Genomic DNA, 26,230 nt, shown 5'->3' on the forward strand with positions numbered 1-26,230 from the left:
GTTGGTTAAGTACGTCTTCGTAACGGGGGGCGTGCTCTCAGGGCTGGGTAAGGGCGTGACGTCCGCCTCGATCGCGTTGCTAGTTAAGGGTCTCGGATATAAGGTGACCGCCATCAAGATAGACCCCTACGTTAACGTGGACGCCGGAACCATGAACCCCTACATGCACGGGGAGGTCTTCGTGACGGAGGACGGGGGTGAGACTGACCTCGATATAGGGCACTACGAGAGGTTCCTTAACGTGGACCTCTCGAAGGAGAATAACCTGACGACCGGGAAGGTGTACAGCATCGTCATAGAGAGGGAGAGGAGGGGAGACTACCTCGGGCAGACCGTCCAGATAATCCCCCACGTAACTGACGAGATAAAGAATCAGCTGAATCTCGTGGCCAGTAAGTACGGCAGTGACGTGGTTGTCGTCGAGATCGGGGGCACTGTAGGGGATATTGAGGGACTTCCGTTCCTGGAGGCCGCCAGGCAGTTAAGGCTTGAGAGGGGGGCTGAGAACGTGCTCTTCACGCACGTCGTCCTAGTGCCGAAGCTCTCGACCCTCGGCGAGCTCAAGACGAAGCCCGCCCAGCACAGCATGCAGGAACTACGCAGGATAGGCATACAGCCCGACATCCTCGTAGCGAGATCCCCTGAGCCCCTGACTAGCGACGCTAGGGCGAAGCTGTCCCTCTTCGGCAACCTCCCGCCCTCAAACATATTCAGCAATCCTGACGTGGAGGTCATCTATGAAGTCCCCCTGCAGCTCCACAGGCAGGGTTTGACGAAGGTGATTGCCGAGAGGTTGAGGCTCACGTACGTGGAGCCTGACCTAAGCCCGTGGATTGAGTACTTAGAGAGGTTCAGGAACCCTGAGCGCAGAGTCAGGATAGCCATGGTGGGCAAGTACACGAAGCTCACCGACAGCTACTTAAGCATAGTTGAGGCTCTGAAGCACGCCGGGGCCTCGCTGAGGGTGAAGCCGGAGTTCGTCTGGGTTGAGGCGACGGATATCGAGAGGGGTGTTAGAGACGCGTCGGAGTTCACGAGCTTGGTCGACGGTGCTGTCATACTGCCCGGCTTCGGTGAGAGGGGTGTGGAGGGGAAGCTGAGGGCTATCAAGGCCTTCAGGGAGGCTGGGCTACCTGTGTTCGGCATCTGCTTCGGGCTCCAGCTGATGGTCGTTGAGTTCGCGCGGAACGTCCTCGGGTTGAGGGACGCGAACACGACTGAGGTAAACCCCCAGACCCCCCACCCTGTCGTAGACCTGCTGAGCTCCCAGAGGGGGACTATAGTTAAGGGTGGGTCAATGAGGCTGGGCTCCCTGGAAATCAGGCTGATTCCCGGAACTCTTGCGTGGAGGATATACGGCGGCGCCAACCCCATTTACGAGCGGCACCGGCACAGGTACCAGATAAATCCTGAATACGTTGACGCCCTTGAGAGGGAGGGCCTCATAGCGAGCGGGCTCAGTTCTGAAGGGTTCCCCGAGGTCATGGAGTTGAGGAGCCGTCGATTCTATCTGGGTGTGCAGTTCCACCCGGAGTTCAGGAGCAGGCCTCTGAGGCCGTCACCCATATACGCATCATTCCTCAAGGAGCTCGTGCATTAGCTGTTTAAAACCATTTAAATCTGTTAAATTCGTTAAGATATAATAATAATCATTGAAGTATAGACTTAGGGTTGAGATCGTGAGTTTTAAATCTTTGGCGAGCCTGAGCACGGGTAAGTACTTACTGCTTGGTAATGAGGCTATAGCGCGCGGGGCTCTTGAAGGGGGTTTAGGGTTTGCTGCCGCCTACCCAGGCACGCCCTCCTCAGAGATTTTGGAATCCCTCGTATCCGTGAGGGATGTCCTCGGGATACATGCCGAGTGGAGTGTTAACGAGAAGGTGGCTTTCGAGGCCGCGTACGGCGCCTCACTAGCCGGTGTTAACGCCTTGACGGCTATGAAGCATGTGGGGGTGAATGTGGCTGCAGACCCTTTGATGAGTTCCGCCTACACCGGGGTTGAGGGAGGCTTCATCGTGGTCACGGCCGACGACCCAAGCATGCACAGCAGCCAGAACGAACAGGACAACAGGTGGTACGGCCTCCACGCCTACATACCTGTCTTCGAGCCCTTCGACGCTGGTGAAGCCAAGGAAATGACTAAATACGCCCTAACTTTCAGCAGGTCGTTCAAACACCCCGTCATCATACGCACGACGACGAGGGTGAGTCACACCAGGGGGGTCGTTGAGTTAGGGCCGATACCGGAGCTCAGGAGTAAGGGGAGGTTTGTTAAGGAGGACAGATATGTTGTGATGCCCGCCAACGCCAGGGGGAATAAGGTCAGGCTCCTGAGTAAGTGGAGGGAGATCTCTGAGGCTGTTAACGACGCTCCCTTCAATAGGGTTGAAGGTGATGGGAGGGTTTTAGTAGTGTCCTCCGGTAACGCATACGGGTACGTGGTTGAGGCGCTCAAGCACTTCAGAGTCAGGGATAAGGTCAGGCTCCTCAAGGTAGGCACTACAGTGCCGTTGCCGAAGAGACTCTTAATCAGGGCGGCCGAGGGCGTCGAGAGGATATTGGTTGTTGAGGAGCTGGACCCGATTGTGGAGGAAGGGGTTAAGGCGGCGCTCTACGACGTCGGGTTTAGAGTGAAGGTTAGAGGTAAGGATTTAGTTGGTTATGAGTTCGAGTTAAATCACGTTAGGGTGAGGAGGGCGATCGCCGAATTCCTCAACCTGGGGTATGTGGGGCCTCAGGCAAGGCCCCAGCCTCGGGACGGTGTGCCGGCCAGGATACCGACGCTGTGTCCGGGCTGCCCCTACAGGCCCCTCTTCTTCGAGTTGAGGAGGCTTGTCAACCAGGAGAAGATGTCCTACATAGCGTCCGGCGACATAGGTTGCTATTCACTGAGCTATAACCCGCCCTACAGAATGCAGGACGTGATGATCGAGATGGGGAGCAGTATAGGGGTCGGGTACGGCCTGAGCGTCACGACGGACGACAACGTCATAGCGATAATAGGTGACTCAACGTTCTACCACGCCGGCCTCCCGCCGTTGCTGAACGCGCTATGGCATGGAAGCCCTATGGTGGTCTTAATACTTGATAATGAGGTCACCGCGATGACCGGCCATCAGCCAGCCCCCTCAACGAAGGGTCGTGACGGCACCCGCTACATACCGGCGGAGAACATCGTCGCAGGGTTCGGCATCAAGTTCATTGAAGTCGTAGACCCGTACGACGTTAAGGCAGTGCGCGAGACTGTCAAGAAAGCGCTGAGGTATGTTAGGGAGGCTAGGGAGCCTGCCGTCATAATAGCTAGGAGGAGATGCGCGTTGGAGGCCGTGAGGGATGTAAGGAGGGCCGGTGTTGAGATCGTGCCCTACGTGGTCCTGGATGACAAGTGTGTGGGTTGTGGTATATGCTATGATTGGTTCCTCTGCCCTGCCATAACGACTAAGGAAGGTAGGAAGGCGTATATAGATCCGGAGCTCTGTGTGGGGTGTAGCGCGTGCGCTCAAGTCTGCCCCACTAAAGCTATAGTGCCGTTGAAGGACTACAATAAGGAGGAAGTCGAGAGGTTCTGGAGGTGAGTTCCACGCTCAACATACTCATATCGGGTGTCGGCGGTCAGGGGTTACTGACCCTCGCAAGGATCCTCGGTCAGGCAGCGCTCAACGAGGGGCATAAGGTTTACATAGCTGAGACTCACGGAATGAGTCAGAGAGGGGGCTCTGTCACCGTCTTCATGAGGGTCGGCGACGACGTGATGGCCCCCCTACCCCCGGAGGATGACGTGAACCTCCACATATCGATGGAGCTGATAGAGGCCGTCCGCTACTCAACAATGCACAGCGTCAACACGGTGGCCATAGTCAACAACAAGGTCATCAGGCCCTCACTGCCCGGGGTTAAGATGCCGTCAGTCGAGGAGCTGGTCAACATGCTTAGGGGGTCCACCCGAAATCTTTACCTAGTAGACGCCTCAGACATATCCATGGGTCTCGGCAGCACTGTGGGCGCTAACGTAGTGATGCTTGGGTTCGCGACCTACCTACTCGAGAAATCGTCGATAGTGAGGAGGGAGTCCGCGATCAACGAAGTCCTTAAGCTAGGGGCTCGGGAGCTGAACGTGAAGCTCTTCGAGGCAGGCTACCTGGACGCCTCAAAGAAGGTCGGCGAGGAATCGCTGAAGCATCTCAGCGAGGTCTTCAGGAAAGGATGAGTAAGCGCCTGTGGTTGGTGGGGAACGCGTCAGAAGCCTGGTCCTCATCACGCACTCAGGCCTTACAAGGCACATCATCAAGGTTTTTAGTTAAGTCGTCCCCGCATGGATCCTTAAATGCTCTGCGTTTTAATGCTTTTTAACTTTGAGTTCACAATATATTATTAGTGAATAATAATGCCCATGGCCATAGTTCTCATAAATACAGAGATAGGGTCGGAAGCTGACGTGCTAAACGCCCTGGCCAACGTCGAGGGCGTCAAGGAGATATATGAAGTCTACGGGATGTATGACGTCGTCATAAAGATAGAGGCCCCTACACACGAGTCACTGAGGGATATAATAATAAATAAGGTGAGGAGAATCCCCCAGGTCCGGGGGACCACTACGATGATAGTGGTCGAGCAGAGGATAATTCAGTAAAATTACTAGGACCTCCAATATGGGCTGTTTTTCCACGAACATGTTGAAGACTTGTGATTCGGTAGTAATGCATGTCTGGCCGTGCTTCCAGACCCGCATGGGGGTGATTTATTTTTCCCTGCGAATCCTGTGAGGAGTGTTTGGTGATCCTCGCTTTTTAGATGGGGTTGAGTTGGCCTTAATCGATAAGCCGACGTCAAGCAGCGCTTCAAGCACCTCACGGGCTCTCTCAGTTAATTTGTAGAGTTTGAATCTACCTCTCCTAGCTGTTTCCACGAGGCCTAGTTCCACGAGATCCTGCATGTGGTGGGACACCAGCGTTTGATCAAGCCCTAGTACGTGAGATACGACACATACGGGGAGTGGTCCTTCCCTAAGTAGTAGGAGGATCTTCAGTCTGCTGGTCTCTCCGAGAGTTCTTAAGTACCTTGCAACAATCACTATATCCTCCTGCGGTAGTTCGATAACTCTGTCCAAGTCGAGCGGTATCTCCTTCAACCTACACTTACCGGCAGCCCTCAATTCCTTGAACACGTCCGACAATCTGAGGGATCTACCCACCTACCACACCTAACCAGGCTTAAAGAGGCTACGAAAGAATTAAAGGGTTGGAATTCCTCACCGCTCGTCTCCATAATACTTGATTGCCGATGAGGGGCAGATTTTCTGGCAACCCCTGCACAGCTCAACGCAGTTATCCGGTTTGACCACCACCGGCTTCCCGTCAGTGCCCAGGCCGTACACCTCGTGCGGGCAGAAGTTATAGCAGGTTAGGCACCCGCTGCACTTCTCGTAGTCTATTACTGGATACCAGTTCCTAGTCAAGCCTAAACACCTCACGCACTCAGAGCTTCCTCAACGGCCTTGATGGCTTCCTCAGTGCTCATGTTCCTTACTTCAACACCTTTAAACTTGGACTCATCGAAACCTAGTTCCCGGAAAATCCACCCGAACATCTTCCGCTGCATTGCTGGATCGCAGCCAGCCACCACAACCCTCTCAACGCCCCTGTCACCACTCAGCAACGCCCTCCAGAAGTTATCGCCGTCGGCGGCGCAGAGTTGCGGGTGGATCACTACGAAGTCAACTTTCTTATTCCTTCTGAAGTGGTTAACTACTTCAAACACGTTCATCTTATGAAACGACGGGCACGTGCCTTGACAAACGCAAACGATTAAACCCTTCAAGTGTATCACCACTCATATGAATATATATTCATATATAAATCTTTCGGTCTTTCGGACTTACCAGTGCCTCATTAGCTAGGTGTTCGGGACCTAAAAGACGAGGCTTTCAGTTGTGGGGGCTTGGGTTTTTACCTACTCTGCCTCAGTCGTCCTACACCTCAGGCATCGTATGGGTAGCGTCATGTGAGGCTTACAACCAGCTTATCTAGCTCATAGGTATCCACCAACAACTCTATGAGATCCCTCAAGTAGGCGGAGATCCTAGTCAAGTGTTCCTTACCCGCGTGCTCGAGCAGTGCTGGGTCTCCGGCTACGTTGGATTCAAGCCTCCTCAGCTCGTCGACTAGGAGGCCTAGGGATTCCGGTTTCTTCGACTCGTGCTCCAGTATTAGGTAGTTGGTTACTTGAATGTACTTAGTACGCAGTGATTCAACGTAATCTAGTAGCCTGTAGTGCGTGTTCGAGGTGTCCGTGCTGAGTTTCTCCAGGTCTTCAACCAAGTCAGACAGGTGGTCAGCTATTCTCTCTAGGAGTTTGAGCGTCATAGCCAGGTAGATTGTGTGGGCGGTTGAGTTCAGCCCTATTGAGGAATGGTTAATCCTGCCAAGAAGGACTTGATTCAGTTGCCTTAAGCCGTATAGGTAGAGCTTATCTATCAAGTCATCCCTCTCCAGAACCTCACGAACTTCGGTTGTCTTACTCCTCAAGAATTCCTCAATATTCTCGAACGACTTCAGAGTGAGTCTGACGAGAGTCCTTAGCACTTCTGAGAACGGGAATGTTGAGATGTTGGCAAGACACTGCAACACTATCGTGTCCTTATCCTTCTCAGTGATTTCCAGCCCTATGGTCTTCTCAGTCACCAGTCTAACAAACTCCTCCAGCTTGGTGGTGGGGCAATCACCGCAGGTGACGGTCATCATATCGTAACCCACAACGTAGGATGCAATCAACCTTATCATCGATATCTCTACGGCATCACTGCTCACTTCTAGCTCCTCCTCCAGCGGCTCCTCAGGATGTGTCTCTTCACTGGAACGCACTTTAAGGGATGAGTCAGGCATTACTTCAATAACTAATTCAGACCCATGCTTCAGGTTCAGACTCCTCACCCACTCCTTAGGTAGTGAGACCGTGTAGGTGGAACCGCCGACGACCTGCACCCTCCTCCTATACCTCATCCTGAACTCCCTAGCTATTTCCACTAAATAGATTATATATTTTAATGCACTCCTTATATTTAATATAATTTCTATACTTAAAGAATAAAAAGAAAGAGCCGATCCAGGATTTGGTGGAGTAATATGAGCGGTGATGGTGGGAAATCGAGTAAAGCCCTCACACTGGTACTGCTAGCCTTAGTGGCTGCGTCCTTCTCGGTCGCCATGTATTTCCAGGCACTTAACTTGATGCGGACGGCAGGTACCTCTACAACCACTTCGACGGCAAGTTCCGTCCTCACGTCAACATCGCCAGCCGCCACAACGAGGCCTTGGGGCAGTGTCACCTTATCCGGCGCTGGCGCTTCCTTCCTAGCCCCACAGATGTTTGAGTGGTCTCGAGCCCTCACTGAAACTGTGGGGCTTAGGGTGGAGTATCAGAGCGTGGGCAGCGGCGCCGGTAGGGATATGTTCTTCAATAAGGTCGTCCATTTCGCGGGGAGTGACCCGCCCCTCTCTAGGGAGCTGCACGAACAGTATGCGGGTGGGGTCATGCAGTTGCCCGTGGTCGTCGGCTCCGTCGTTATAGTGTACAACATCCCTGAAGTGCCTGAGGGTAGAAGCATCTGCCTAAGTAGCGATGTCATGGCCTTAATCTACAGGGGTGATATTAGGTATTGGGATGACCAGAGGATCCTGGACGTCAACCCGGACCTTAGGGGAGTGCTACCTCATCAAGAGATAGTGGCTGTTCACAGGTCTGACTCAAGCGGCACTACATCAGTATTCACTGCATATCTTAACAAAGCCTCACCGGAGGTGTGGAGCAAAGGCTTGGTTGGCTTCACAGTCGATTGGCCCGTCGACGCGGTCGGCAGGGGAGTTGGGGGTAAGGGAAATGAAGGAGTGACGCAGGTGGTGAAGACCACCCCCTACTCACTGGGCTACGTCGAATTAAGCTACGCGATAACCCAGAGGTTACCTACCGCGGCGTTGAGGAACGCGGAGGGTGTATGTGTCAAGCCCACAGACCAAACAGTCCTCAACGCCGTCAGGAACTCCACGGCGTTCCTTCCCCAGTCACCTCTGGACGACTGGAGCAATGTCCTGCCGCAAATGCTTAACCCTCCTGGGAGGGATTCATACCCGATAGTCTCCTTCTCTTACATTTTCATCTACAGAACATATCCAGACAGGGCCGTTGTGGAGGCGTTGAGGGAATTCATCAGGTGGATAAACACTGAGGGTCAGGAACGCATGGTGCCCGGATACCTGCCAATAACTGAGGAGGTAAGGAGGGTAAATCTGAAGGCAATTGAGTTGCTTGAAGTTGGAGGGACGTAGTTAGGTGGTAGTAAGGTGATTTTTCTGCCTAAATCCGATAAGGTGGTCTTCTACTCAATCCTGCCGTTGGTGATCGGAGTTCTGGGCTTCTTCATAACGGTGGGTTTTTTCATGTTACATCAAGCCCTACCCTCCTTCATGCGGTTCGGCGTCGACTTACTTGTCTCGAGCGTGTGGAGTCCTGCGGAGGATCCTGGGCGTGAGGTCTACGGGCTGGCCGCCCCCTTTCTCGGCTCTCTGTACGTGTCCGCTCTGGCCACTCTATTTGCGCTCCCGCTATCAGTGGCGCTCACGTTCAGCACCACCGAGATACTGCCTAGGCATGTGGCGGGACTCCTGCGGAACGTTGTGGAAGTCATGGGGGGACTGCCCACAGTGGTTTACGGCTTATGGGGTTCCTTAGTGTTGAGCCCTTACCTCAGGGACTCGGTGATGAAGCCGTTACACAATTACCTAGGATTCCTACCTATCTTCTCCTGCAGACCGATAACCGGCTACTCAGTGCTGACCGCCTCCATAGTCCTGGCCACCGCAACCACTCCCTACGTCACCGCCCTCCTCATAGAGGGGTATGGAATGATACCGGCGAAGTATAAGGAGGGGATTCTCTCTTTAGGGGCTACCAGGTATGAAGTCTTCAAACTGTTACTTGGGCTACTCAGGCCCTACGTGATTGCCTCCTCCCTACTGGGCTTTAGCAGGGCGTTGGGCGAGACGACCATAGTGGCTTTGACGATAGGAAATGCCGTTAAGCCTACCTTATGCATCTTCGACCCGACACACACGATACCCTCACTGATAGCCAGTCAATTCGAGAGTGCTAGACTCTATACCTACGCCCTACCAACTCTGTTCGCCGGCGGCTCCCTACTGCTCGCGGTGAGTCTAGGGGTCAGCTACGTCGGGATTAAAATGATCTACACGTGGAGGGGGAGAATACATGTCTAGAAACCTCCTCGCAAGGAAGTTAAAGAATTACTTGATGACGTCCCTGACGCTCCTGACTTCAGCGCTGGCGGTAATCCCGCTAGCCTCCATACTTCACGCAGCGATAGTTGAGGGCGGCAGAACCCTCCTTGAGGCAGGGGTGAATTTCCTCATGGAGCTACCCCCCACGCCTTTAAGCTCTAGCGTGGGCGGTGTAGCGCCCGCCCTCCTGGGTTCCGTGCTTGCAACATCCTTAGCCATCATCATTTCAGGCCCTGTAGCCTTCCTGACGGCGTTCCTAGTGACCGAGTTCCCGAACAGCATCTTCAGCAAGGCCTTCGAGGTGGTCGTGAGGTCTTTCTCCGGAATACCCTCACTCATAGTGTCTATGTTCGTCTACTCCGTCGTCGTTGTTCGGATGGGTACCCAATCGCTCCTCGCGGGGTCCCTCTCACTGGCTATAGTCGTCCTACCATACACCTACGTGTACTTCACATCCGCCATGAGGTCTGTGCCTGAGACCGTGCGTGAGGCGGCCATGTCTCTAGGTATGAGCAGGTTTCAGGCTTTGAGGCACGTCTACGTGGGTGTCTCCAGGAAGTACATACTCACGGGAGTCCTGATGTCATGCGTAAGAGCCTTCGGTGACACGGCGCCGCTCCTATTCACCATGGGCTTCCTGATGAACTCCGTGTTTGCGGGGCTTCTCCAACCAAGTAATTCCCTGCCGGTCCTGATATTCGCTTACGCCCTCTCACCATATGAGGTCTTTCACAGAGTTGCCTGGGGGGCTACCCTCCTCCTCATAGTCATATACTTAACCCTCTTCTCGCTTACGAGAGGTCTGCTCAGAGGCGTTAGACTATGAATCCATACGCCATAGAGGTGAGTAATCTTAAGGTTAGGATTAAGGGGGTTGAGGTACTGCGTGACGTAAACCTCAGGGTCCGCAGGAACACCATCCTAGTCATTATGGGGCCCAGCGGCTCGGGGAAGTCGACCTTGCTCAGAACGTTGAACAGGCTGACCGACTTCATCGACGGTGTTGAGGTGAGGGGTTCTATAAAGGTGTTGGGTCGTGACACGTCCGCGATTAACCCGTACGAACTAAGGAGGAGGGTCGTCCTAGTCTCTCAGGAGCCGAACCCGTTCCCACATCTAACGATCTTCGATAACGTAGCCCTCCCCGCCAGGCTCAACGGCGTCGTGAAGAGTAAGCGGGAACTCAACGAGCTCGTTGAGTGGGCATTAAGGAAGGTCATGCTGTGGGATGAGGTGAAGAACAGGCTTAAAGACTACCCGCACTCCTTAAGTGGGGGTCAGAGACAGAGGCTCTGTCTGGCTAGGGCGTTGGCCGCCAGACCTGATGTGCTGTTGCTTGACGAGCCTACAGCTAATATAGACCCGTCAAACACTTTCATGATAGAGGAGTCGTTGAGGGAGTTGAGGGAGGAGCTGACCGTAGTTATGGTGACCCACATGCCTCATCAGGCAGTGAGGGTCGCTGACCACGTAGCCCTACTCTACGACGGCGTCATAGTTGAGGAAGGACCTGCCAGGGATGTTTTCGTGAATCCTAAGAATGAGGTGACGAATAAATTCTTGAGGGGTGTAATCTGATCATGAGCGAGTCAAGTCTAAGGGACCTCAAAAGGATAGAGAGTAAGTTGAGGGATGTCTACCTAATAACCTCTAAGATTCTCAGTAAAACCAAGGACCTGACCGAGGTTAAGAGCGGTGAAGCGCGTGAGAGACTCGCTGAGGAGATAGGGGAGGACGTCACGTTGCTTGACATGCTAAAGAGGGAGATCACCGAAGCTTTGCTGGTCTACGCCATCAGGTATCAGCCGCTAGGGAGGGATTTCAGGAGGGTTCACGCATTCCTCGACGCGCTCTACGACGTATACAGAATAAGCAGGTACTGCAGGGAGATAACCCTCGTCGATAGGTATGTGAGAAGACTCAGCGACGAGTCCTTAGGAGATGTGAGGGGGTTGCTGGAGCTGGCTAGCAGAGCGTATGAGAACGCCTACAACGCGTTGTTCGAGGACTGTAAGTCATGTTTCGAGCAAGTTCAGGAGATAGACAACGTAGTGGATAACCTGTATCTAAGTTATCTTAAGGAGATAGGAGGTAAGGAAACACTGCCGAACCCTGCGGTAGCTAGGATATTGATCTTAAGACATGTCGAGAGGATTGTCGATCATGCGGTAAGAATTGCTTCCTACCATGGTTGACCGCTCCTCAGCAGATGATGCCCGTCGCCCTTCCACGCCTCCATCCTCCACTTTCCGGAGGACTCTCAGGCGGGCCGCGGGGGTCCTCGACCTCCTCCTCGGGGCTTCGTAGCTCATCGCGCGTGTGGGATGCAACGTACCTGCTGATATCCAAGGAGGCTATGAATCATTGAGGAGCTGCAAATGCCCGCGACCCATCGTGGTGAAACCCTGGGATAGGTCTCAACAGCAATATTAAAACATCGTATCGCATTACCTACTTGAGTGCTCAGATGAGGGTTGAGAGAGGCAGTAAGGTCTATTTAATGGGCAGGTACCTTGACGAGTCGTGCGTAGTTGAGGAGATGTTGGGTGAGGGGGTGAGGAAATCCAGTTACGTCCTGCTGAAACCCCTCAGCGCTCAGGTCAGGGTGAGGGGCATCACGCTTAGGTTGGGGATACCTGCAGCGTCGTTAATCACTGAGAGTCCCTTAAGTTGTAGGGAGCCTGACCTAGTGCTTGAGGAGGATGCCTGGGCTGAGGCCAAGCACGTGATCGAGTCGGACGGCGTTAGGTTCTCCGGGGAATTCACTATTGGGGAACTGCAGTTCTTGAGGATGTTGCGGAGCGACTCGCAGGAGGGGTCCCTGTGCGACGTTTTTGACTCGGAGGGCGGCTTAGAACCCAGTGAGTACTTAAGTAGGCTCATCAACGTCAGGCATGTCCTGATCACACGCTCGTTGAAATCCGTCCAACCAATGAGTGTCAGAGGCTATCTGAAGAGCTACTGGACCACGCACTACATACTCTCGGGCCTCGAGCTACCTGCGCGTGAGGTGACTGTGAGGGACTGCTTAAGCGTTGAGGACGTGCCGAAGTTGAGGTTGCTCATGAAGCCGCTCCTCAGCGTTGATGAGCACGTCCTCTTAGGGGAACTCCCCCTAAACAGGTCTGTAGTGATCAACGGTATTCTGGAGGACAGGTACAGGGATCTCTTCCTAGAGATTCTTATCAGGGCCGTCCTCTACACCTGCTAGGTCGTCGAGGCTCATGGTCTTCCTCCTCCTGGCTTGAAGCTCCTCACTACTCCCCTTAACCACTATCTCGTACAGCACTGCCTCCTTGCCTGGCTGGGGCCTCAGGAGCCTCCCCAACCTCTGTATGAACTGCCTCCTCGAACCGGTGCCGGCAACCAGGATGCCCACGGAAGCGTCCGGTATGTCTAGACCCTCGTCGCCCACCGTAGTGACGACCAGGGCGCCGCCACCCACCTTCCTGAATTGATCAAGTATCGCCCGCCTTCTACCCTCCTCCAGCTCGCCGGTCAGCAGGTAGGCCCCAGTCTCCTTAGCTATCTCCTCCGCTAGAGCCACGTAATGCGCGAATATAATTATTTTCTTCCCCTCACTCAGCTCACGCTCCACGATCTCCTTAACCGTCTCTATCTTAGACCTGCTCATGGAGAGCACCTTAACCATCTCACTGTGTACCTCCAGCGCTCTAGCCGCTTTGAAGTTGCCTCTCTTAGCCAGCTCAACCAAGGTCTTGAAGTCCAGACCCCCGGCTAGCTCGCGGAAGGCCTTCCTCAGACGTACGTACTCCTTCTTCTCATCACTCTTTAACTCAACCTTTATGGTCTGGATCCTGAACTTAGCCAGGAACCCCTTCTCAGCCAGCTCTTGAGCGGTCTTGTAGTAGACGACGCCGCCCATGAGCGGGAAGAGCTCCACATGCTTTCCATCCTCCCTGTACGGCGTTGCTGAGAGGCCGAGCCTATACTTGGCCGGGGACGTGACCGCTATGTGTTTGAACTTCTCCGCCGGCAGGTGGTGAACCTCATCTATTATCAGCATGTTGAAGTGCGGCGCCAGCTTCTCTATGTACTTGAAGGCTGTCTGGTAGGTGGCTAACGTGATCGGGAGGATTCTCTTCTCCCTGCTGTAGTACCGCCCTATCAGCGACTGGGGCATGTCCGTGAGGCTCGTGAGGAATTTCTCCCACTGCATCAGCTGCTCTTTGGTGTACGTTATTATCAGGGTTGCCTCACCAACCCTCGACAGGGCGGCCACCCCTATGTGAGTCTTGCCCGACCCCGTTGGCAGTGCTATTATCCCGCGTCCGGAGTTGTTCAGCCAGGCGTTGAGGGCCTCCGACTGATACTCCCTGAGGGACCCCTTAAACCCCACCTTGGTGGGCAGGGGGAGTGAGTCCTTGAAGCCCGTCAGATCGTTGAGGCCGAAGCCCAGGCCCGTCAGTATTTTCTTCAGCTCGTGATACCTGATAGGATGTGTGTAGAAAGACTTGCTTAGCCTATCATACCTGAGCACCTCCTTCAGGTGTGTCTGGTAGACGTCGCCCAAATACCTCTCGAACGCGGCCCTCACCTTGCCACCGCTGAATACTAGAGTCACCGATCCCCTGGACCTGTTGAAAAACCTCTTGAGCTTCTCGACGAACTCAGCGTCGTAGCCCACGCCGACCTCATCGAGGATGCCGAGGACTTCGTCCAAGCTCAACCTCTTACTCACTACCTTATGTTTAGAGATTCTGAATGCTAGCTCGTCGCCCTCCCTACCAAGGTATTCAGCCACATCGAGAAGTCTCTTGAACTCGGACTCGCTCAACCAGCCTCTATGCCTCACAACAAGCTCCTCAGAACTCACAGGACCCCCTACCGAGGGAGTTCACCCTCATCCCAATACCTCTACCTCCACTCCCGACCATATATCTCCCATCACCATGTATGGTGCGGCTTCAGGGGGGCTCCACGGACCCCCCTCGAGTTCAAGAGCGTGGATCCCCATGCACAGCCTTCACGAGCCACGTAATCCACCTTACCATTTCCCGGCGGGCGGCGGCGTTTCACCGTCTCCAGTGTCTTTGTGTTTAACCTCCACATGGCCTACCTCTCAACGACCTCCTCCCCAGCCCCGCCTGCGGGAGCCTGCCCACCCCCCACCCCGGCTGCCCGGGGCTTCACTCAGCCCTCCTCGGCGGGGCCGAGTGCAGGCAGAGCCCCCCTCGCCGTGCTCATCGAGTTCATCCGCACTCCAAATCCCCACTTTACGTAAGAGTTTATAAATCATTCCCTTGAAGTACGAAGGACATCAGCAACCCATGAACAGCGGAAAGAAAATAGCTCGGGGTAGCCCACGAGGCAGGAGCCTCGAGGGGTGTTGCACTACCCCCTCCCCCAGATTACTGCGGGCCTCGCTTAGACCCAACCGTGTAATCGTCGGAAGCGAAAGACTTTTAAGGGCGAGCGTATACAATATAACGATATAAAAACAAGAGTAGAGGTGGAGTGAATGTCTCAAGGACCTATGTCAAGCAACGTAGTCTTGGTGGGTAAGAAGCCGGTAATGAATTACGTGCTGGCGACGTTAACCCTGCTCAACCAGGGAGTTCCGGAGATAATAGTGAAGGCCAGAGGCAGGGCTATAGGTAAGGCTGTCGACACGGTCGAGATCGTGAGGAACAGGTTCCTGCCCGACAAAGTCTTAGTGAGGGACATAAGGATAGGCAGCCAGGTAGTCACCAGCGCTGAAGGCAGGCAGTCAAGAGTCTCTACAATAGAGATCGTAATATCTAAGAAGGACTAAGACGTGTAAGAGGAGCTTTTTTCCAAAGTTTAAGGAAGCAAGTCACAAAATCGCGGCTGAGTTCCCTTCTGCATGAATTTTTAGGCACGCCCGTACTCCTATGTAGGAGAGCTTAAATACGGGGTAAGGTTAAGTACTTATGATGATGAAAGGTATTACCAACGACCCGGTGAGTTAGACGCTAGACACTGACGACGCTCCCGTGAACCCCCGACCTAGAGGTCAGCGTCCGTCTCCGGATTAGAGACGGTTTTCAGGTTCTGCGTACCTATCAACAACCCTGCCCTCAGGGCTCACGGTAGTCCGCTGACCGCCTGAGTACCGCTGAGAGGGGCTCGGTGGTGAGGCCAGTCATGTAAATCTGCGTCAGGGCTGAACCCACCTAAGCGGTCTGCGTGAATTTCCTGTAGCTGTTCAGGAGGACGTAGGTTCGTGAGATTCTTGGGTACTCATCGCACGGAGTCTCATACTCCTCCCCTGTAGTTAGCTTGACCACGAGCTTACTTATCCTCATATTGCCTCTCTTCTCGCACTCAACTAGCTTGAACTCCTTGACAAGGCCGTTGATAGCCAGTCCCTCGAGCCTTAGGATATCGATCACCTCATCCGTCAACTCACACACCCACTAATATAATGACCTAGACTTATATTTTGGGTTTAAGCTGGGGTGTGAGTGTTTGAAGGTGTTGCTAGCGACCTCCAAGGTCGCCAGACCCATGCTTGAGGAGGTGCTTAAGGAGGTCTCGAGCCTGGTTGAGCCCCGCATATTCGAGCTGAGCGTGCCCGTAGCCTCTATGGCTACAACCGGACTCATATCTGAGGAGCTGGGGAGGCTACGTAGCGAGCTTGGAAGCTACGACCTAGTTATAATCCCGGGCTTAAGCATGGGATCAGCCAGAGAGGTTGAGAAGGCCGTGGGGGTGAAGGCGGTTAAGGGGCCTAGGTACCTCGGCGACCTCCCGGAGATGATTAGACTGCTTAGCCGGGGGTTCGAGTTCAGTCCGGACGTCCCCGCCGATAACATTATCCAGGAATCCCTCACCAACTACTACTCCAGCAGGATAGGCCACGTAATACGTAGTAGGGAGGCCCTGTTCACCGTGAAGAACGTCAAGTTCGCCATGGATCCGCCACCCCTAAACCTCCTCTACGAACACATGGTTGGCGGCAACGACTCCGTGGCGGCGTTGTCAAGGAAGCTTGAACGGCTGAAGCTACTTGGGTATGAGGGTGTGGTTGTGGGTTGTGGGGTGACGTGTGAGCATCTGGACTCAGTGCGGAGGTCCTTAGCTTTAGTTAGGGATCAGGACCTCCTAGCCGGGATTGATTTGATCTACGAGGCAGTGCATCAAAGCGGTCTTAAGGACTTGCTTGACTCAAGTGATTTGATACTCAACGTCTCAGGCAGGAGTTTAGACACGGTCGTCAAGTACTTGAGAAGCGATCAGGTAGTGGTGGTCATACCGGCCGGGGCCGACGAGGGGGTGAGGCCGAGCAGGGACGTCGGCGGAGTTATCGAAACCCTTGAGGCGCTTGGGATCAGGAATGTGATAATCGATATAGTGACCAAGCCCCCCATGCTCGGCTTCACTGAGAGCCTCCTTGAAATACGTGAGGTCAAGAAAGAACTCAAACGCCCGATACTCTTCAGCCCCGCTAACGTGTACGAACTGATAGACGCTGACTCCCCGGGGGTCATAGCCCTCCTCACAAGCATGGGGTTCGAGTTAGGGGCCTCCTCATTGCTGGTGACCGAGTCGAGCGTTAAGACACGTAACGCCGCGCTTGAGGTGTCGGTCAGCAGGGAGCTGGTTTACAGGTCCTACATAAAGAAGTCCCCTCCAGTGAATCAGGGTGTGGACCTCCTGATAGTGAAGGATAAGAGGGACCTCAACGTGCAACCACCTCAAGTCAGTGAAGGTTTAACGCGTGAAGTCAGTGAGGTAACGTCCCTCAGTCCGGACCCGCTTTACTACCTGAAGGTGTACGTCGACAGAGAGCGTGAGCTCATAGTCGTGGATGTGTATGAGAGGAGTAGTAACAGCCTCCTCAGAAGGTACGTAGGTAGGGGGGCCCTTGACGTGGGCAGGGCCTTGACGAGGGAGTGGGGCGTAAGCATGGAGCACGCCCTCTACCTCGGGTACGAGCTGTGCAAGGCTGAGACGGCGTTGAAGCTGGGTAAGTCCTACGTCCAGGATGAGGAGTTGTTTAAGATCCCGTACCCCCCACTCGACGCCGGTAGGCGTTATCCTTATAAAGACACTTGACAGTTATTCTTGAGTGTGACATGGAATGTCTGTACGCCGAAGGAAGGTCACTGCAAGGAGGATAGTCGGTAAGAAGGTTGTTAAGGATAAGATCTACCAGTACGAGTACTACACGCTCCCTCTAAACCTCTACATCCCTAAAAGTATGGTTGAGAGGTGGGGGGTTGACTTCGTACTTGAGAGGGATGAGGAGAACGGCAGGATAACCATAACCTCCGCGAAGCTCGCTGAGAAGTCTCGGTAAGTGAGTTTTTTGAAACTGTTGTGTGTTGATGAAGATCTTGAAGGGGGTGTGAGCGCGCATATCTCCCGAGAATGTTTTAGAGAGGCGGTCAAAATACTGCTCACGATAATTCCGTCAGGGAGGGTGGTGAGCTACTCACGCCTAGCCAGGGTCCTCAAATCACATCCGAGGAGCGTGGCTAACGTCCTCAGAGGCAATGACGAGCCTATATTGGTTCCATGCCACAGGGTGGTGCACGAAGACGGGCGCTTGGGTGGCTACACGCTTAACGGCAGATCGAGCCCGAGGTTCAAGGAGAGGCTCTTGCTTTTGGAGGGCGTCACCATCACCGGCGGTAGGGTGGGTGCGGAGCACTTCATTAAGTTGCTCGAGTGATTCAGAAGGGGGTCTCAACCCCCCTGCTGTTTAGAACGTGTGAGATGGTCCACTTGAGCACCTCATAATCTCTCTTCTCACTTCCGAACATGCTGTTCTGCCTGACTACCTCCACGCCTCTAAAGAATAGGGATATGGTTACGTTCTCGTCGCCGGCGTCATCAACGTGGAGCACTGCCGTCAGCACCAGTCCCCTAGACCTCTCCTCCAGCCTTCTTAAGATCCTGTGTATTGACTGCGTCCTCTGGAAGTTCGGGCCGAGAATCGCTACTAACACCACCTCGTTGCTGTAGACCAGCTCCATCAAGCTCTTCAAGTCATCTAGGACTTTCATCGCCTGAGGACCTACACCTACTTGTGTACATATCCCTAATTAATCTCTTCTCTGCAAGGGATAAATATACCTCGACATCCACAGGACCTCTGACTAGGGCCGGGTGTTTTAGCCCCTCACTACTAAGCAGTATGGTGTCGTAGTTAAGCAGTTCCTTCAAATCGCTGCACGATAACTCACTAACATACTCCCTCAACATCCTCTCGAAGTTCACATCCCTCTTCAGCCGTCGCTCACTGACCGTAGCCCCGCAAACAGCGCAGGTCAGGTCGGGCATTAAGGAGTTGAAGTTGCATACGGGGCAGATTAGTGGGGGTGACCTGTACCTCCTGGCGAGCCAGGCTTTAAACCACTTAATCCTAAGGACCTCGATTAGGTCTTCCCTACCGTTCCTCACGAGCTGATGGTAGATTCTCGGCGCAACAATCAGTGCCGAATCCTTAACGCTGAGGACTACGAAGTCCAGCTGCTCGGGCGTCAGGGTCTCCAACATCTGCACAAGCCTGTTAGCTACAATCTCGTTTATCCCGTCCTTATGCCTGCTGTACCTCTTGACCACGGTCTCAACGCTCGTGTAGGTGGTCGGGGAGCCGTAGAGTTGAGTCAGTATGTCACGAAGCAGGTCTATATACTGATCCCTGCTTAGACCTAATGAGGTCAGCCCTGCTAACGCCACGAACTCATCCACGTTCTCCTCAACCCACGCATCCACGTCAACACTCCTGCGGGCGGACTTCCTCTCCTTACCACCCCCCTTAACGGCTTCCTGCACCTCCGTCTCTCCAGGCTTTCCCTCACCCTCCCCAGTCTTAGCGCCTTTGCCCTTCCCCCTCTTCTTAACCATCCTGCCTATCACCAACTGCCCGCTAAATACCTTTAATCGTGGTCCTTATTTCAATGACGTCCCCGTCCATCAGCTTATGCGTAAGCCCGACCTTCTCCCCGGGGAACTTGGCTGAAGGGCCCCACAGCCTAGCGTATTTGAAGAACTTCATGAACTCCTCACGTATCTCCTTCACCGCGTCCTCCACCGTGGCGCCCTCCCTAAGCACCATCGGCTTCGGGGAGTGGGTCTCGGAGTTCGGCTCCTTAGTGTACACCCTTATCAAGTTCAGCATTCTGAAGACCATGCGTGGAACCTGCTCGAAGCCCTCACCCCTCAACGCCGAGACCGGCACGACCTCAACACCCGGTATCATACCTCTAATCGACTCCACGGCGCTGGCGACCTGCCCGCCGGTCAGAAGGTCGATCTTGTTTAGGAGTATCAATGACGGCTTATATGTTATCCTTTCGAAAATGGCTTTCTCGATCTCGTCAAGGGTTACCTCACCCACCACCCTGACTTCAGAGTTGTAGAGCCTGTAACTCTCGAGGAGCTTCCTGACTTCGTCGGCAGTGCAACCAACTAGCCTCCCGTTCACGACCACTCTGACGCCCTGAAGACCTCTACCCCTAACTATGTGGACCTGCCCCCTGGGCTTCATTAAGTGAATGCCGACGCCCCCCAACTCATCGAGCATGATCTCCAGCTGTCGACGAGGGTTGTTTGAGGTATCCAGGACGAGAAGCAGTCCGTCAGCGTTTCTAGCCAGCCCCAATAGCCTGGTTCCCCACCCTATGCCTCCCTTCGACACCCCCTCCACGAAGGCCGGGGTGTCAATTAGCTGAATCTGAACATCCTCGAAGGACATCATGCCGGGGACGGGGAACTTAGTTGTGAAGGGTATTTGACCCACTTCAGGCTTGGCGTTGGTTAAGGCTCTGAGCACTGAGCTCTTGCCGGAGGACGGAAAACCTAAGACGACGACCTGTGCCGCGCCCTCCTTCTCTATGAAGAATGTAGGGCCCCCACCCCCTCTCCTAACCCTCCTCTCCTCAAGCTCCTTCCTGAGTTCTGAGAGCTTCCTTCTAGACCAAGCGACCAGGTTCTCAGTACCTTTATGCTTAGGCACTGCGGACAGGAACTCCTCCAAGGCCTCTATCTTCTCCTCAGTGGTTCTCGCCTCCAGGTACTTAACCCATTTAGCCTTGGCCTCGGCAGGTAAGTTAGTCGGCACGCTCCCTCCTATAAATCTTTAAGGATGCAACAACTTAAATCCTGAATAAGGTGTCACTTGCTTCCAAGCCATTTCAGAAGCCCCTGATCCTTCCTAACGGGTTTCATACCCAGCCTCGCGAGCGTTGACCAACTCCTGCGAACGATGGGGACCTCAAGTACTGCGTGCTCACTTAACCACTTAATGGTTCTCGGATCCGATGGGTAGCCACTCCCGAAATCTCCGTAGACCTCATGGAGGGTCCTTACGTGGGCGTCCCTCAGGTATTTAGCGATTATTGATGCCGCGGCGACTATCGGGTACTTCCTGTCCGCTCCGAACTCATACACCAACTCCACGCTCGACGGCAGCCCCTCAACGATCTTGAGCCTGTGTTTGGGGGAGGAGAGCGCGTCAACGTAAACCCTGCCTACCTTGAAGCCCGCCTCAAACGCGGACTTAACGGCCGACGTTACTGCGTTTACGAATAAATCGTTCACGTTGGCTGCATCTATTTGTCCGGGACTGTATCTCCTGACGAACACCACCCTAGCCACCTCAACTATCCTGGGGAATAGGGCGGATCTTGCACGCGGTTTGAGGCGCTTACTGTCCTTCACACCCAAACCTATAAGACTTCCCTCACCGCCCTCATTGAAGCCCACACACGCGACGAACATGTCCCCTATAACGGGCCCGCGGCCGGCCTCATCTATACCTAGGATTAGGGTCTCCGTAGGGTTCATTCGCCCCCCTCGATCACCTTAAGACATACTTCAATGAGATCCTCAAAGTCCTCCGCGAGTCTCTTCGTGACTTCCGTGGCGTCCTTCACGAAGGACCCCCGCCCATCAACCAACTCTAACGCCTCCCTAGTCGAAGAGACCTTAAACAGCGGGTAGTTCCTTGCCCTCACGCACTCGTTAACGTGCAGGACGCCCGGATAGTACGTAATGCCTGCTGTGTTGAGTAAGGCCGCCTCCCTGGCCAGCGTCGAACCCCCGCTGACCACGGCTCTAGCGTGGAAGGCTAAGCTGACTCCATCGTAGGATCCCCGAAGCAGAACCACCCCTCCCCCTGCAATTGACTCCATCTTCCTGGCCAGCTCCTCGTGTTCAGGGTATCGAGGGAGGAAAACCACCTTCAACCCCCTCCCGAGTGCCTCGATAATGAACTCTTCCAAATCGAAGGCCACGTTAACCCCTCTGTAGTAGGTCGCGTGCGCCTCATGAGGCCTCACGATGACGTACTCACCCGGCATCAGGCCTAATGACTTGACGTACTCTACGTCGGGCCTGCTTCTAATTAGCCAGGCCACCTCATCAACGCCGCCATACCTAACCAGCTCAGCGTCTCTGAGTATGTACCTCCTGACCTCATCCTCAGGTATGCAGTCCGACACTATCACCACATCGGCTAGGGGCAGGGATAGCCTGCTGGGTATGTAGGCGTGAGGGGAGTCGGTGACTGCCACGTACTTGATCCCCACGCCGAAGGCGAGCCTGGCGGCCGGCGGGTTCGGGTACGCGATCAGCACGTCCGGCCTGAACCTCTCCACGTACGCGGTTAGGCCGAAGAGCCTGTCAGCGTCCCCCAAAACCTTATCGTAGGGGCTCCCAGCCACATACCTACCGACGACGACCGGGTTCAGGCCTACCCTCTTAAGGGCGCCCACCGTGTACTCGTAGTCCCTGCAGGTGACCAGCACCTCATAACCCCTTGTCAGCAACTCCCTGGCTAGGAAGCCGAAGAGTGTGGCCTGCTTGGAGGTCAGGACATCGATCCATACCCTGAACTTCATCACCCAAACTATATAGGGATAACCAGCTATATTATAGTGTGGAGTGACTGCCTAGTTTTAGGGTGGTGTGAGGATCATGAGGCTGTTCGGGACGGACGGCGTCAGAGGGATTGTAAACGAGGACCTGACCCCTGAGTTCGTGCTCAGACTCGCTTTAGCAATAGCGTCTTACTTCGGCAAGGGCTCGTCGATACTGCTCGGGAGGGATGCAAGAGCCGGCAGCGACTTAATTCATGACGTAGTGGCGGGCGCCCTGGCGTCCGCCGGTGTGAGGGTCTACGACGCTGGGTTAACGCCCACCCCAGCGCTTCAATACTACGTGAGTAGAAGGGGGTTCGACGGCGGCGTCATGGTGACGGCATCGCACAACCCGCCGCAGTACAGCGGCATTAAGGTGGTTCTTCACGACGGCATTGAAGCACCTAGGGAGGTGGAGGAGGAGATAGAGAGGCTCTTCAGTGAGGGGAGGTTCAGACGCACTCCTTGGAGGGAATTAAGCCACAGGAGGACGCGCCTGGAAGACGTTAACGAGTTCTACGTCAGGGGGGTTCTAAGCCTGATTGACTCAGATAGAGTAAGGAGCAGAGGGTTCAAGGTGGTGGTTGACGCTGCTAACAACGTCGGCGCCCTCACAACACCCCACATACTGAGGGGCTTGGGGGTTAAGACTTTAACCGTGAACAGTGATTTAAGCCCTCAACCCTTCAGAGAGCCCGAACCAACCCAGGAGAACCTGGGGTATCTCGTCGAAATCACTAAGTCCGTCGGGGCGGACTTCGCAGTAGCTCACGACGGGGACGCCGACAGATCCATATTCATAGACAACCTAGGGCGCTACGTGCCCGGCGACAGGTCGGCGACCCTCCTATGTAGGCATATAGCCGTCAACAGAAGGGATGAGACCCCTAAACGGGTCGTGACTGCGGTGTCTTCCTCCACCATCATCGAGGAGGTTTTGAGGAGGTACGGGATAGAGGTCACGTGGGTAAGGGTCGGCAGTATAGTGATAGCTAGGACCATGCAGAGTTTGGGCGCTATGGCGGGGTTTGAGGAGAACGGGGGCTTCATGTACACGCCACATCAGCTCGTCCGGGACGGCGGGATGTCCGCAGCGTTGATGCTTGAGTTACTCAGTGCTGAGGGACTTCCGCTGGGGGCCCTCCACGACGCGCTCCCGAAGATGCACCTGATCAAGACTAAAGTTCCGCTGAGGGATAGGGGCCTCTCAGACGAAGTGATTTCAAGAATTCTGCAGCACTACAGCGACTACAGGGCAGTGACCGTGGACGGTGTTAAGGTTGTTGGGAGTAACTTCTGGTTCCTAGTCAGACCTTCGGGGACTGAACCACTCCTCAGGGTCTTCGTGGAGGCGGAGACGGAGGCGCTAGCTAAAGAGATTCTTAAGAACCTCCTGGGAATTATTAGTGAGGTATTAGGATGAGACACCCCCTGTTGAACCTGCTCGCGTGTCCGATGTGTAAGGGCTTCCCCCTTAAACTTTACGTGGTGGAGTCGAGGGTCGAGGAGAAGGAATACTCCGTCAGCAAGCCCTTCTGCGATCACTACTGCGGGAGGGTTGAGAAGCTCATCACTGATGTGGACTCAAGTTCCCTGGATTGTAGTTCATGCGTTAGGGAGGACGTGCTGCACGGCGTTCTCGTGTGCGGGAAGTGCGGCCGGTGGTACCCGATAATCAACGGGATCCCGTTCATGTATCCGGACGCGAAGAGGCAACATCCTAAAGTGAGGGCTAAGGAGGAGGAGTTCATCAAAAAATACAAGGATACCCTACCTCAGGAAATCCGTGAGATGCTGAAGCTGTGAGGGCTTAGCCCCTCAACGCCTGAACCTTCTCCTGCCTCTTGCCCCCCTAGCCGAGAACTCGGCAGCCCTCTCCTCACTTATGACTCTCTCCTTGAGCTCGTCCACTGCGTTGAATAGCTCGTTCAGCGCGTTCTCGTCAAGCTTATTCTGCTCCATGAACTCCCTCCCCGAGCTCGTTAACCTGAGCCTCCTGAGCGTAGGCTCAGTCTCAACCAACCCCAGGTACAGGAGTAGTCTAACGTCCTCACTCAACTCCTTACTGTTAGGTATCTGATCGACCATTATGAAGGTGTACTTAAGCCCCATCTTCTTCTCATTAACGAGAAGATACACCAAGTTAGTGAGGCCTCTCTCCGAGATCGCTCCTAGACGCCCTATTATGTTTAGAAGCTTCAGCTTGTCTGGGTCCTTCCTAACGGCGTCGAGGGTCGCCACCGGTCTAGCAACTATCCTCAACTCCTTGGAGGTCGAGGTCGACGATGCTTGCTGTTGCGGCTTCTGAGGCATGGCTTGTCCCCAAACGAAAACACGTTGGCAGCTAATAAATTAGGGGTCTCTATATTTATTATATATTATTGGGGGTATGCATGAGCGGTGAGATCAGAGAGATAAAGACCGTGAGGCCTGAGGTAACTTTAAGCATCCACAGTCACATCAGAGGTCTAGGCCTTGATGAGAGGAGGGAGCCCAAGCCCGTGGCCGACGGCCTTGTAGGCCAGGTTGATGCTAGGAGGGCTGCGGGGGTGGTGGTGGACCTGATAAGGCAGGGGAGGATGACGGGTAAAGGGATATTGTTCGTAGGCCCGCCGGGCACTGGGAAAACAGCGCTCGCCGTCGCCATAGCTAGGGAGCTAGGTGAGGACACCCCCTTCGTAGCTATGGACGGGGCTGAGATATACTCTGCCGAGGTTAAGAAGACGGAGATCCTGATGAGGGCGGTGCGTAAGGCCATAGGCGTTAGAGTCAGGGAGGTTAGGAAGGTCTATGAGGGCGTGGTTAAGGGCGTGAAGATAGGCTATGTTAAACACCCCTTCAACCCATATGCCAGAATACCGGGGGAAGCTAAGATAACGTTGGAGACTAAGGATGATTCAGTGACGCTCTCCGTAGGTGAGGACGTAACCGGCCAGCTAGTTCAACTCAGGATTAGGAGGGGTGACCACATATGGATAGATGCGGAGACTGGAGTGATCCATAAGGTCGGAAGGGTTAAAGGTATTGAGGAGGTCAAGCAGTACGACATAGACTCCACCCGCGTGGAGGAGGAGATGCCTTCAGGGCCTGTCAGGAGGGATAAGGAGATAGTTAGGGTGTTCTCATTCAACGATCTAGATCTCTACGTAGCAAGCCAGAGGTTCTCCATAACCTCGATCTTCGGCGTTGAGCTGGAGAAGGAGATAGATGAGGACGTCAGGAAGTCTGTTAACTCAATGGTGAGGAAGTGGCTGGAGGAGGGTAAGGGGGAGATAGTGCCGGGAGTTCTCTTCATAGATGACTCACACCTCCTAGACCTCGAGGCCTACTCATTCCTTACTAAGGTCCTCGAGTCGGAGTTCTCCCCGATATTAATACTCGCTACTAACAGGGGCATGACGAAGATTAGGGGCACTGAGATAGAGGCGCCTCACGGCATACCTCTAGACCTCCTGGACAGGCTTCTGATAATACCGGTCACGCCTTACGGTAGGGAGGAAGTGAAGCAGATAATACTTATTAGGGCTGACGAGGAGGAGGTCCCCCTCAGTAAGGAAGCTCTAGAACGTCTTGCCGACATAGGTGCTTCACACAGCCTCAGATACGCGGTCCAGCTCCTCAGGCCAGCGCACATAATAGCTGAGCGCAGGAATCATCAGGAAGTCCTGCCGGAGGACGTTGAAGACGCCTCAAGACTCTTTATAGACACTAAGCAGAGCATCGAGCTGATAAAACAGTTTGAAACGCAGTTCATGAAGTGATAACGCCCTCATCCTCCAAGTAAGTGAGGAGGATGGGATTGTCTATCTCGACGGCCTCGCCTTTACCGCTGTCCTCACCCTCACTTATGAGTAGAGTGATCACTAAGTAACTCCCTATCCTCGACGCCTTGACTTTCTTGATCTTCATCTTAGTGAAGCTGTCGGCCTCGTAGTGACCGACCCCGCCCTGCAGCCCCTCAAGCCCTCGTTCACGTCTAACGCTGCTCCGGATTTTGGCGGCCACGTACTTGTCGTATCCGGTCACGCTCGCTAGGACCAGCAACACCGTGATGGTCATGAGTATTAAGTCGAGCATCCACACACC

Annotated in this window: 30 protein-coding genes; 17 read left to right on the plus strand and 13 right to left on the minus strand. The window is 54.2% G+C overall.

Translation table 11 applies throughout. The features are described 5' to 3' along the window. Position 1: 1 nt before the first annotated feature. The 4 genes from QW772_00280 to QW772_00295 all read left to right on the plus strand — a co-directional run bounded on the left by QW772_00280 (position 2) and on the right by QW772_00295 (position 4,630). Positions 2–1,600 (plus strand): CTP synthase, encoded by a 1,599-nt coding sequence (locus QW772_00280; GenBank protein MEM0037362.1) that lies wholly within the window; start codon positions 2–4, stop codon positions 1,598–1,600. 52 nt (positions 1,601–1,652) lie between these two features. Then, positions 1,653–3,575 (plus strand): indolepyruvate ferredoxin oxidoreductase subunit alpha, encoded by a 1,923-nt coding sequence (gene iorA / locus QW772_00285; GenBank protein ID MEM0037363.1) that lies wholly within the window; start codon positions 1,653–1,655, stop codon positions 3,573–3,575. After that, entirely contained in the window at positions 3,572–4,207 is a 636-nt protein-coding gene (locus QW772_00290; protein MEM0037364.1) for an indolepyruvate oxidoreductase subunit beta, read from the plus strand. The genes iorA and QW772_00290 overlap by 4 nt, the downstream gene beginning before the upstream one ends. A 183-nt stretch (positions 4,208–4,390) precedes the next feature. After that, positions 4,391–4,630 (plus strand): Lrp/AsnC ligand binding domain-containing protein, encoded by a 240-nt coding sequence (locus tag QW772_00295; GenBank protein ID MEM0037365.1) that lies wholly within the window; start codon positions 4,391–4,393, stop codon positions 4,628–4,630. Positions 4,631–4,738: 108 nt separating this feature from the next. On the opposite strand, the gene QW772_00300 is transcribed toward QW772_00295, so the two are convergent. From QW772_00300 to QW772_00315, 4 genes are all read right to left on the minus strand, one after another. After that, a complete protein-coding gene (locus QW772_00300) occupies positions 4,739–5,191 on the minus strand; it encodes a metalloregulator ArsR/SmtB family transcription factor (GenBank protein MEM0037366.1) in 453 nt (150 codons plus the stop codon). A 57-nt stretch (positions 5,192–5,248) separates the two neighbouring features. After that, positions 5,249–5,455, minus strand: a complete 207-nt coding sequence (locus QW772_00305) for a ferredoxin family protein (GenBank protein MEM0037367.1) — start codon at positions 5,453–5,455, stop codon at positions 5,249–5,251. Between the two features lie 11 nt (positions 5,456–5,466). Beyond that, positions 5,467–5,826: a heterodisulfide reductase subunit A-like protein gene (locus QW772_00310; GenBank protein ID MEM0037368.1), complete on the minus strand. Its 360-nt coding sequence runs from the start codon at positions 5,824–5,826 to the stop codon at positions 5,467–5,469. 170 nt (positions 5,827–5,996) lie between these two features. Further along, positions 5,997–7,022 (minus strand): phosphate uptake regulator PhoU, encoded by a 1,026-nt coding sequence (locus QW772_00315; protein MEM0037369.1) that lies wholly within the window; start codon positions 7,020–7,022, stop codon positions 5,997–5,999. Between the two features lie 99 nt (positions 7,023–7,121). On the opposite strand from QW772_00315, the gene pstS reads away from it, so the two are divergent. From pstS to QW772_00345, 6 genes are all read left to right on the plus strand, one after another. Further along, the gene (pstS, locus tag QW772_00320; protein MEM0037370.1) at positions 7,122–8,321 is read left to right on the plus strand and encodes a phosphate ABC transporter substrate-binding protein PstS; all 1,200 of its coding nucleotides are present in this window, start codon (positions 7,122–7,124) and stop codon (positions 8,319–8,321) included. A 15-nt stretch (positions 8,322–8,336) separates the two neighbouring features. Further along, a complete protein-coding gene (gene pstC / locus QW772_00325) occupies positions 8,337–9,269 on the plus strand; it encodes a phosphate ABC transporter permease subunit PstC (GenBank protein ID MEM0037371.1) in 933 nt (310 codons plus the stop codon). After that, positions 9,262–10,116 carry an ABC transporter permease subunit gene (locus QW772_00330; GenBank protein ID MEM0037372.1) on the plus strand — a complete coding sequence of 285 codons (855 nt, stop codon included), beginning with the start codon at positions 9,262–9,264 and terminating at the stop codon, positions 10,114–10,116. The genes pstC and QW772_00330 overlap by 8 nt, the downstream gene beginning before the upstream one ends. Next, on the plus strand, positions 10,113–10,868 hold the full coding sequence (locus tag QW772_00335; GenBank protein ID MEM0037373.1) for a phosphate ABC transporter ATP-binding protein: 756 nt from the start codon (positions 10,113–10,115) through the stop codon (positions 10,866–10,868). The genes QW772_00330 and QW772_00335 overlap by 4 nt, the downstream gene beginning before the upstream one ends. A 2-nt stretch (positions 10,869–10,870) precedes the next feature. Next, a complete protein-coding gene (locus QW772_00340; GenBank protein ID MEM0037374.1) occupies positions 10,871–11,485 on the plus strand; it encodes a PhoU domain-containing protein in 615 nt (204 codons plus the stop codon). 272 nt (positions 11,486–11,757) lie between these two features. Continuing rightward, entirely contained in the window at positions 11,758–12,501 is a 744-nt protein-coding gene (locus tag QW772_00345; GenBank protein ID MEM0037375.1) for a hypothetical protein, read from the plus strand. On the opposite strand, the gene QW772_00350 is transcribed toward QW772_00345, so the two are convergent. Next, positions 12,463–14,127: a DEAD/DEAH box helicase gene (locus QW772_00350; protein MEM0037376.1), complete on the minus strand. Its 1,665-nt coding sequence runs from the start codon at positions 14,125–14,127 to the stop codon at positions 12,463–12,465. The genes QW772_00345 and QW772_00350 overlap by 39 nt on opposite strands. A 645-nt stretch (positions 14,128–14,772) precedes the next feature. Between QW772_00350 and albA the strand changes: the two genes are divergently transcribed. Continuing rightward, a complete protein-coding gene (gene albA / locus QW772_00355; protein ID MEM0037377.1) occupies positions 14,773–15,066 on the plus strand; it encodes a DNA-binding protein Alba in 294 nt (97 codons plus the stop codon). A 382-nt stretch (positions 15,067–15,448) separates the two neighbouring features. Here albA and QW772_00360 read toward each other — a convergent pair whose 3' ends face one another. Next, complete coding sequence (locus QW772_00360) at positions 15,449–15,679, minus strand: hypothetical protein (protein ID MEM0037378.1); 231 nt, start codon at positions 15,677–15,679, stop codon at positions 15,449–15,451. 70 nt (positions 15,680–15,749) lie between these two features. On the opposite strand from QW772_00360, the gene QW772_00365 reads away from it, so the two are divergent. From QW772_00365 to QW772_00375, 3 genes are read left to right on the plus strand one after another with little or no spacing between them, the layout of a single operon-like run. Next, complete coding sequence (locus tag QW772_00365; protein ID MEM0037379.1) at positions 15,750–17,333, plus strand: dihydropteroate synthase-like protein; 1,584 nt, start codon at positions 15,750–15,752, stop codon at positions 17,331–17,333. Between the two features lie 25 nt (positions 17,334–17,358). Further along, a complete protein-coding gene (locus tag QW772_00370; GenBank protein ID MEM0037380.1) occupies positions 17,359–17,577 on the plus strand; it encodes a hypothetical protein in 219 nt (72 codons plus the stop codon). 9 nt (positions 17,578–17,586) lie between these two features. Then, positions 17,587–17,952, plus strand: coding sequence for an MGMT family protein (locus QW772_00375; GenBank protein MEM0037381.1), 366 nt, complete (start codon positions 17,587–17,589; stop codon positions 17,950–17,952). A 1-nt stretch (position 17,953) separates the two neighbouring features. Here QW772_00375 and QW772_00380 read toward each other — a convergent pair whose 3' ends face one another. From QW772_00380 to QW772_00400, 5 genes are read right to left on the minus strand one after another with little or no spacing between them, the layout of a single operon-like run. Continuing rightward, positions 17,954–18,286 (minus strand): hypothetical protein, encoded by a 333-nt coding sequence (locus QW772_00380; GenBank protein ID MEM0037382.1) that lies wholly within the window; start codon positions 18,284–18,286, stop codon positions 17,954–17,956. Further along, positions 18,270–19,130 carry a hypothetical protein gene (locus QW772_00385; protein ID MEM0037383.1) on the minus strand — a complete coding sequence of 287 codons (861 nt, stop codon included), beginning with the start codon at positions 19,128–19,130 and terminating at the stop codon, positions 18,270–18,272. Before QW772_00385 ends, QW772_00380 begins: the two co-directional genes overlap by 17 nt. A gap of 22 nt (positions 19,131–19,152) precedes the next feature. Then, positions 19,153–20,346 carry a GTPase gene (locus QW772_00390; GenBank protein ID MEM0037384.1) on the minus strand — a complete coding sequence of 398 codons (1,194 nt, stop codon included), beginning with the start codon at positions 20,344–20,346 and terminating at the stop codon, positions 19,153–19,155. Positions 20,347–20,399: 53 nt separating this feature from the next. Further along, positions 20,400–21,071 (minus strand): ribonuclease HII, encoded by a 672-nt coding sequence (rnhB, locus tag QW772_00395; protein MEM0037385.1) that lies wholly within the window; start codon positions 21,069–21,071, stop codon positions 20,400–20,402. Next, complete coding sequence (locus QW772_00400; protein MEM0037386.1) at positions 21,068–22,126, minus strand: DUF354 domain-containing protein; 1,059 nt, start codon at positions 22,124–22,126, stop codon at positions 21,068–21,070. The genes rnhB and QW772_00400 overlap by 4 nt, the downstream gene beginning before the upstream one ends. 76 nt (positions 22,127–22,202) lie before the next feature. Here QW772_00400 and glmM point away from each other — a divergent pair, with 76 nt between their 5' ends. Next, positions 22,203–23,567 carry a phosphoglucosamine mutase gene (glmM, locus tag QW772_00405; protein ID MEM0037387.1) on the plus strand — a complete coding sequence of 455 codons (1,365 nt, stop codon included), beginning with the start codon at positions 22,203–22,205 and terminating at the stop codon, positions 23,565–23,567. Further along, positions 23,564–23,950: a Trm112 family protein gene (locus QW772_00410; protein MEM0037388.1), complete on the plus strand. Its 387-nt coding sequence runs from the start codon at positions 23,564–23,566 to the stop codon at positions 23,948–23,950. Before glmM ends, QW772_00410 begins: the two co-directional genes overlap by 4 nt. 12 nt (positions 23,951–23,962) lie before the next feature. On the opposite strand, the gene QW772_00415 is transcribed toward QW772_00410, so the two are convergent. Further along, entirely contained in the window at positions 23,963–24,457 is a 495-nt protein-coding gene (locus QW772_00415; protein ID MEM0037389.1) for a hypothetical protein, read from the minus strand. Between the two features lie 80 nt (positions 24,458–24,537). Between QW772_00415 and QW772_00420 the strand changes: the two genes are divergently transcribed. Continuing rightward, complete coding sequence (locus QW772_00420) at positions 24,538–25,905, plus strand: RuvB-like domain-containing protein (protein MEM0037390.1); 1,368 nt, start codon at positions 24,538–24,540, stop codon at positions 25,903–25,905. On the opposite strand, the gene QW772_00425 is transcribed toward QW772_00420, so the two are convergent. Beyond that, the gene (locus QW772_00425; GenBank protein ID MEM0037391.1) at positions 25,895–26,221 is read right to left on the minus strand and encodes a hypothetical protein; all 327 of its coding nucleotides are present in this window, start codon (positions 26,219–26,221) and stop codon (positions 25,895–25,897) included. The two genes, QW772_00420 and QW772_00425, sit on opposite strands and share 11 nt — an antisense overlap. Positions 26,222–26,230 lie beyond the last annotated feature (9 nt).

It is taken from the genome of Zestosphaera sp. (assembly GCA_038727705.1).
GTDB lineage: Archaea > Thermoproteota > Thermoprotei_A > Sulfolobales > NBVN01 > Zestomicrobium.

Coding starts and splice junctions, on each gene's coding strand:
- glmM (MEM0037387.1), top strand. CDS start 22,203: ATGAGGCTGTTCGGGACGGACGGCGTCAGAGGGATTGTAAACGAGGAC.
- QW772_00340 (MEM0037374.1), top strand. CDS start 10,871: ATGAGCGAGTCAAGTCTAAGGGACCTCAAAAGGATAGAGAGTAAGTTG.
- pstS (MEM0037370.1), top strand. CDS start 7,122: ATGAGCGGTGATGGTGGGAAATCGAGTAAAGCCCTCACACTGGTACTG.
- QW772_00420 (MEM0037390.1), top strand. CDS start 24,538: ATGAGCGGTGAGATCAGAGAGATAAAGACCGTGAGGCCTGAGGTAACT.
- QW772_00415 (MEM0037389.1), bottom strand. CDS start 24,457: ATGCCTCAGAAGCCGCAACAGCAAGCATCGTCGACCTCGACCTCCAAG.
- QW772_00410 (MEM0037388.1), top strand. CDS start 23,564: ATGAGACACCCCCTGTTGAACCTGCTCGCGTGTCCGATGTGTAAGGGC.
- QW772_00345 (MEM0037375.1), top strand. CDS start 11,758: ATGAGGGTTGAGAGAGGCAGTAAGGTCTATTTAATGGGCAGGTACCTT.
- QW772_00380 (MEM0037382.1), bottom strand. CDS start 18,286: ATGAAAGTCCTAGATGACTTGAAGAGCTTGATGGAGCTGGTCTACAGC.
- QW772_00330 (MEM0037372.1), top strand. CDS start 9,262: ATGTCTAGAAACCTCCTCGCAAGGAAGTTAAAGAATTACTTGATGACG.
- QW772_00400 (MEM0037386.1), bottom strand. CDS start 22,126: ATGAAGTTCAGGGTATGGATCGATGTCCTGACCTCCAAGCAGGCCACA.
- QW772_00385 (MEM0037383.1), bottom strand. CDS start 19,130: ATGGTTAAGAAGAGGGGGAAGGGCAAAGGCGCTAAGACTGGGGAGGGT.
- QW772_00425 (MEM0037391.1), bottom strand. CDS start 26,221: ATGCTCGACTTAATACTCATGACCATCACGGTGTTGCTGGTCCTAGCG.
- albA (MEM0037377.1), top strand. CDS start 14,773: ATGTCTCAAGGACCTATGTCAAGCAACGTAGTCTTGGTGGGTAAGAAG.
- QW772_00295 (MEM0037365.1), top strand. CDS start 4,391: ATGGCCATAGTTCTCATAAATACAGAGATAGGGTCGGAAGCTGACGTG.
- rnhB (MEM0037385.1), bottom strand. CDS start 21,071: ATGAACCCTACGGAGACCCTAATCCTAGGTATAGATGAGGCCGGCCGC.
- QW772_00335 (MEM0037373.1), top strand. CDS start 10,113: ATGAATCCATACGCCATAGAGGTGAGTAATCTTAAGGTTAGGATTAAG.
- QW772_00370 (MEM0037380.1), top strand. CDS start 17,359: ATGTCTGTACGCCGAAGGAAGGTCACTGCAAGGAGGATAGTCGGTAAG.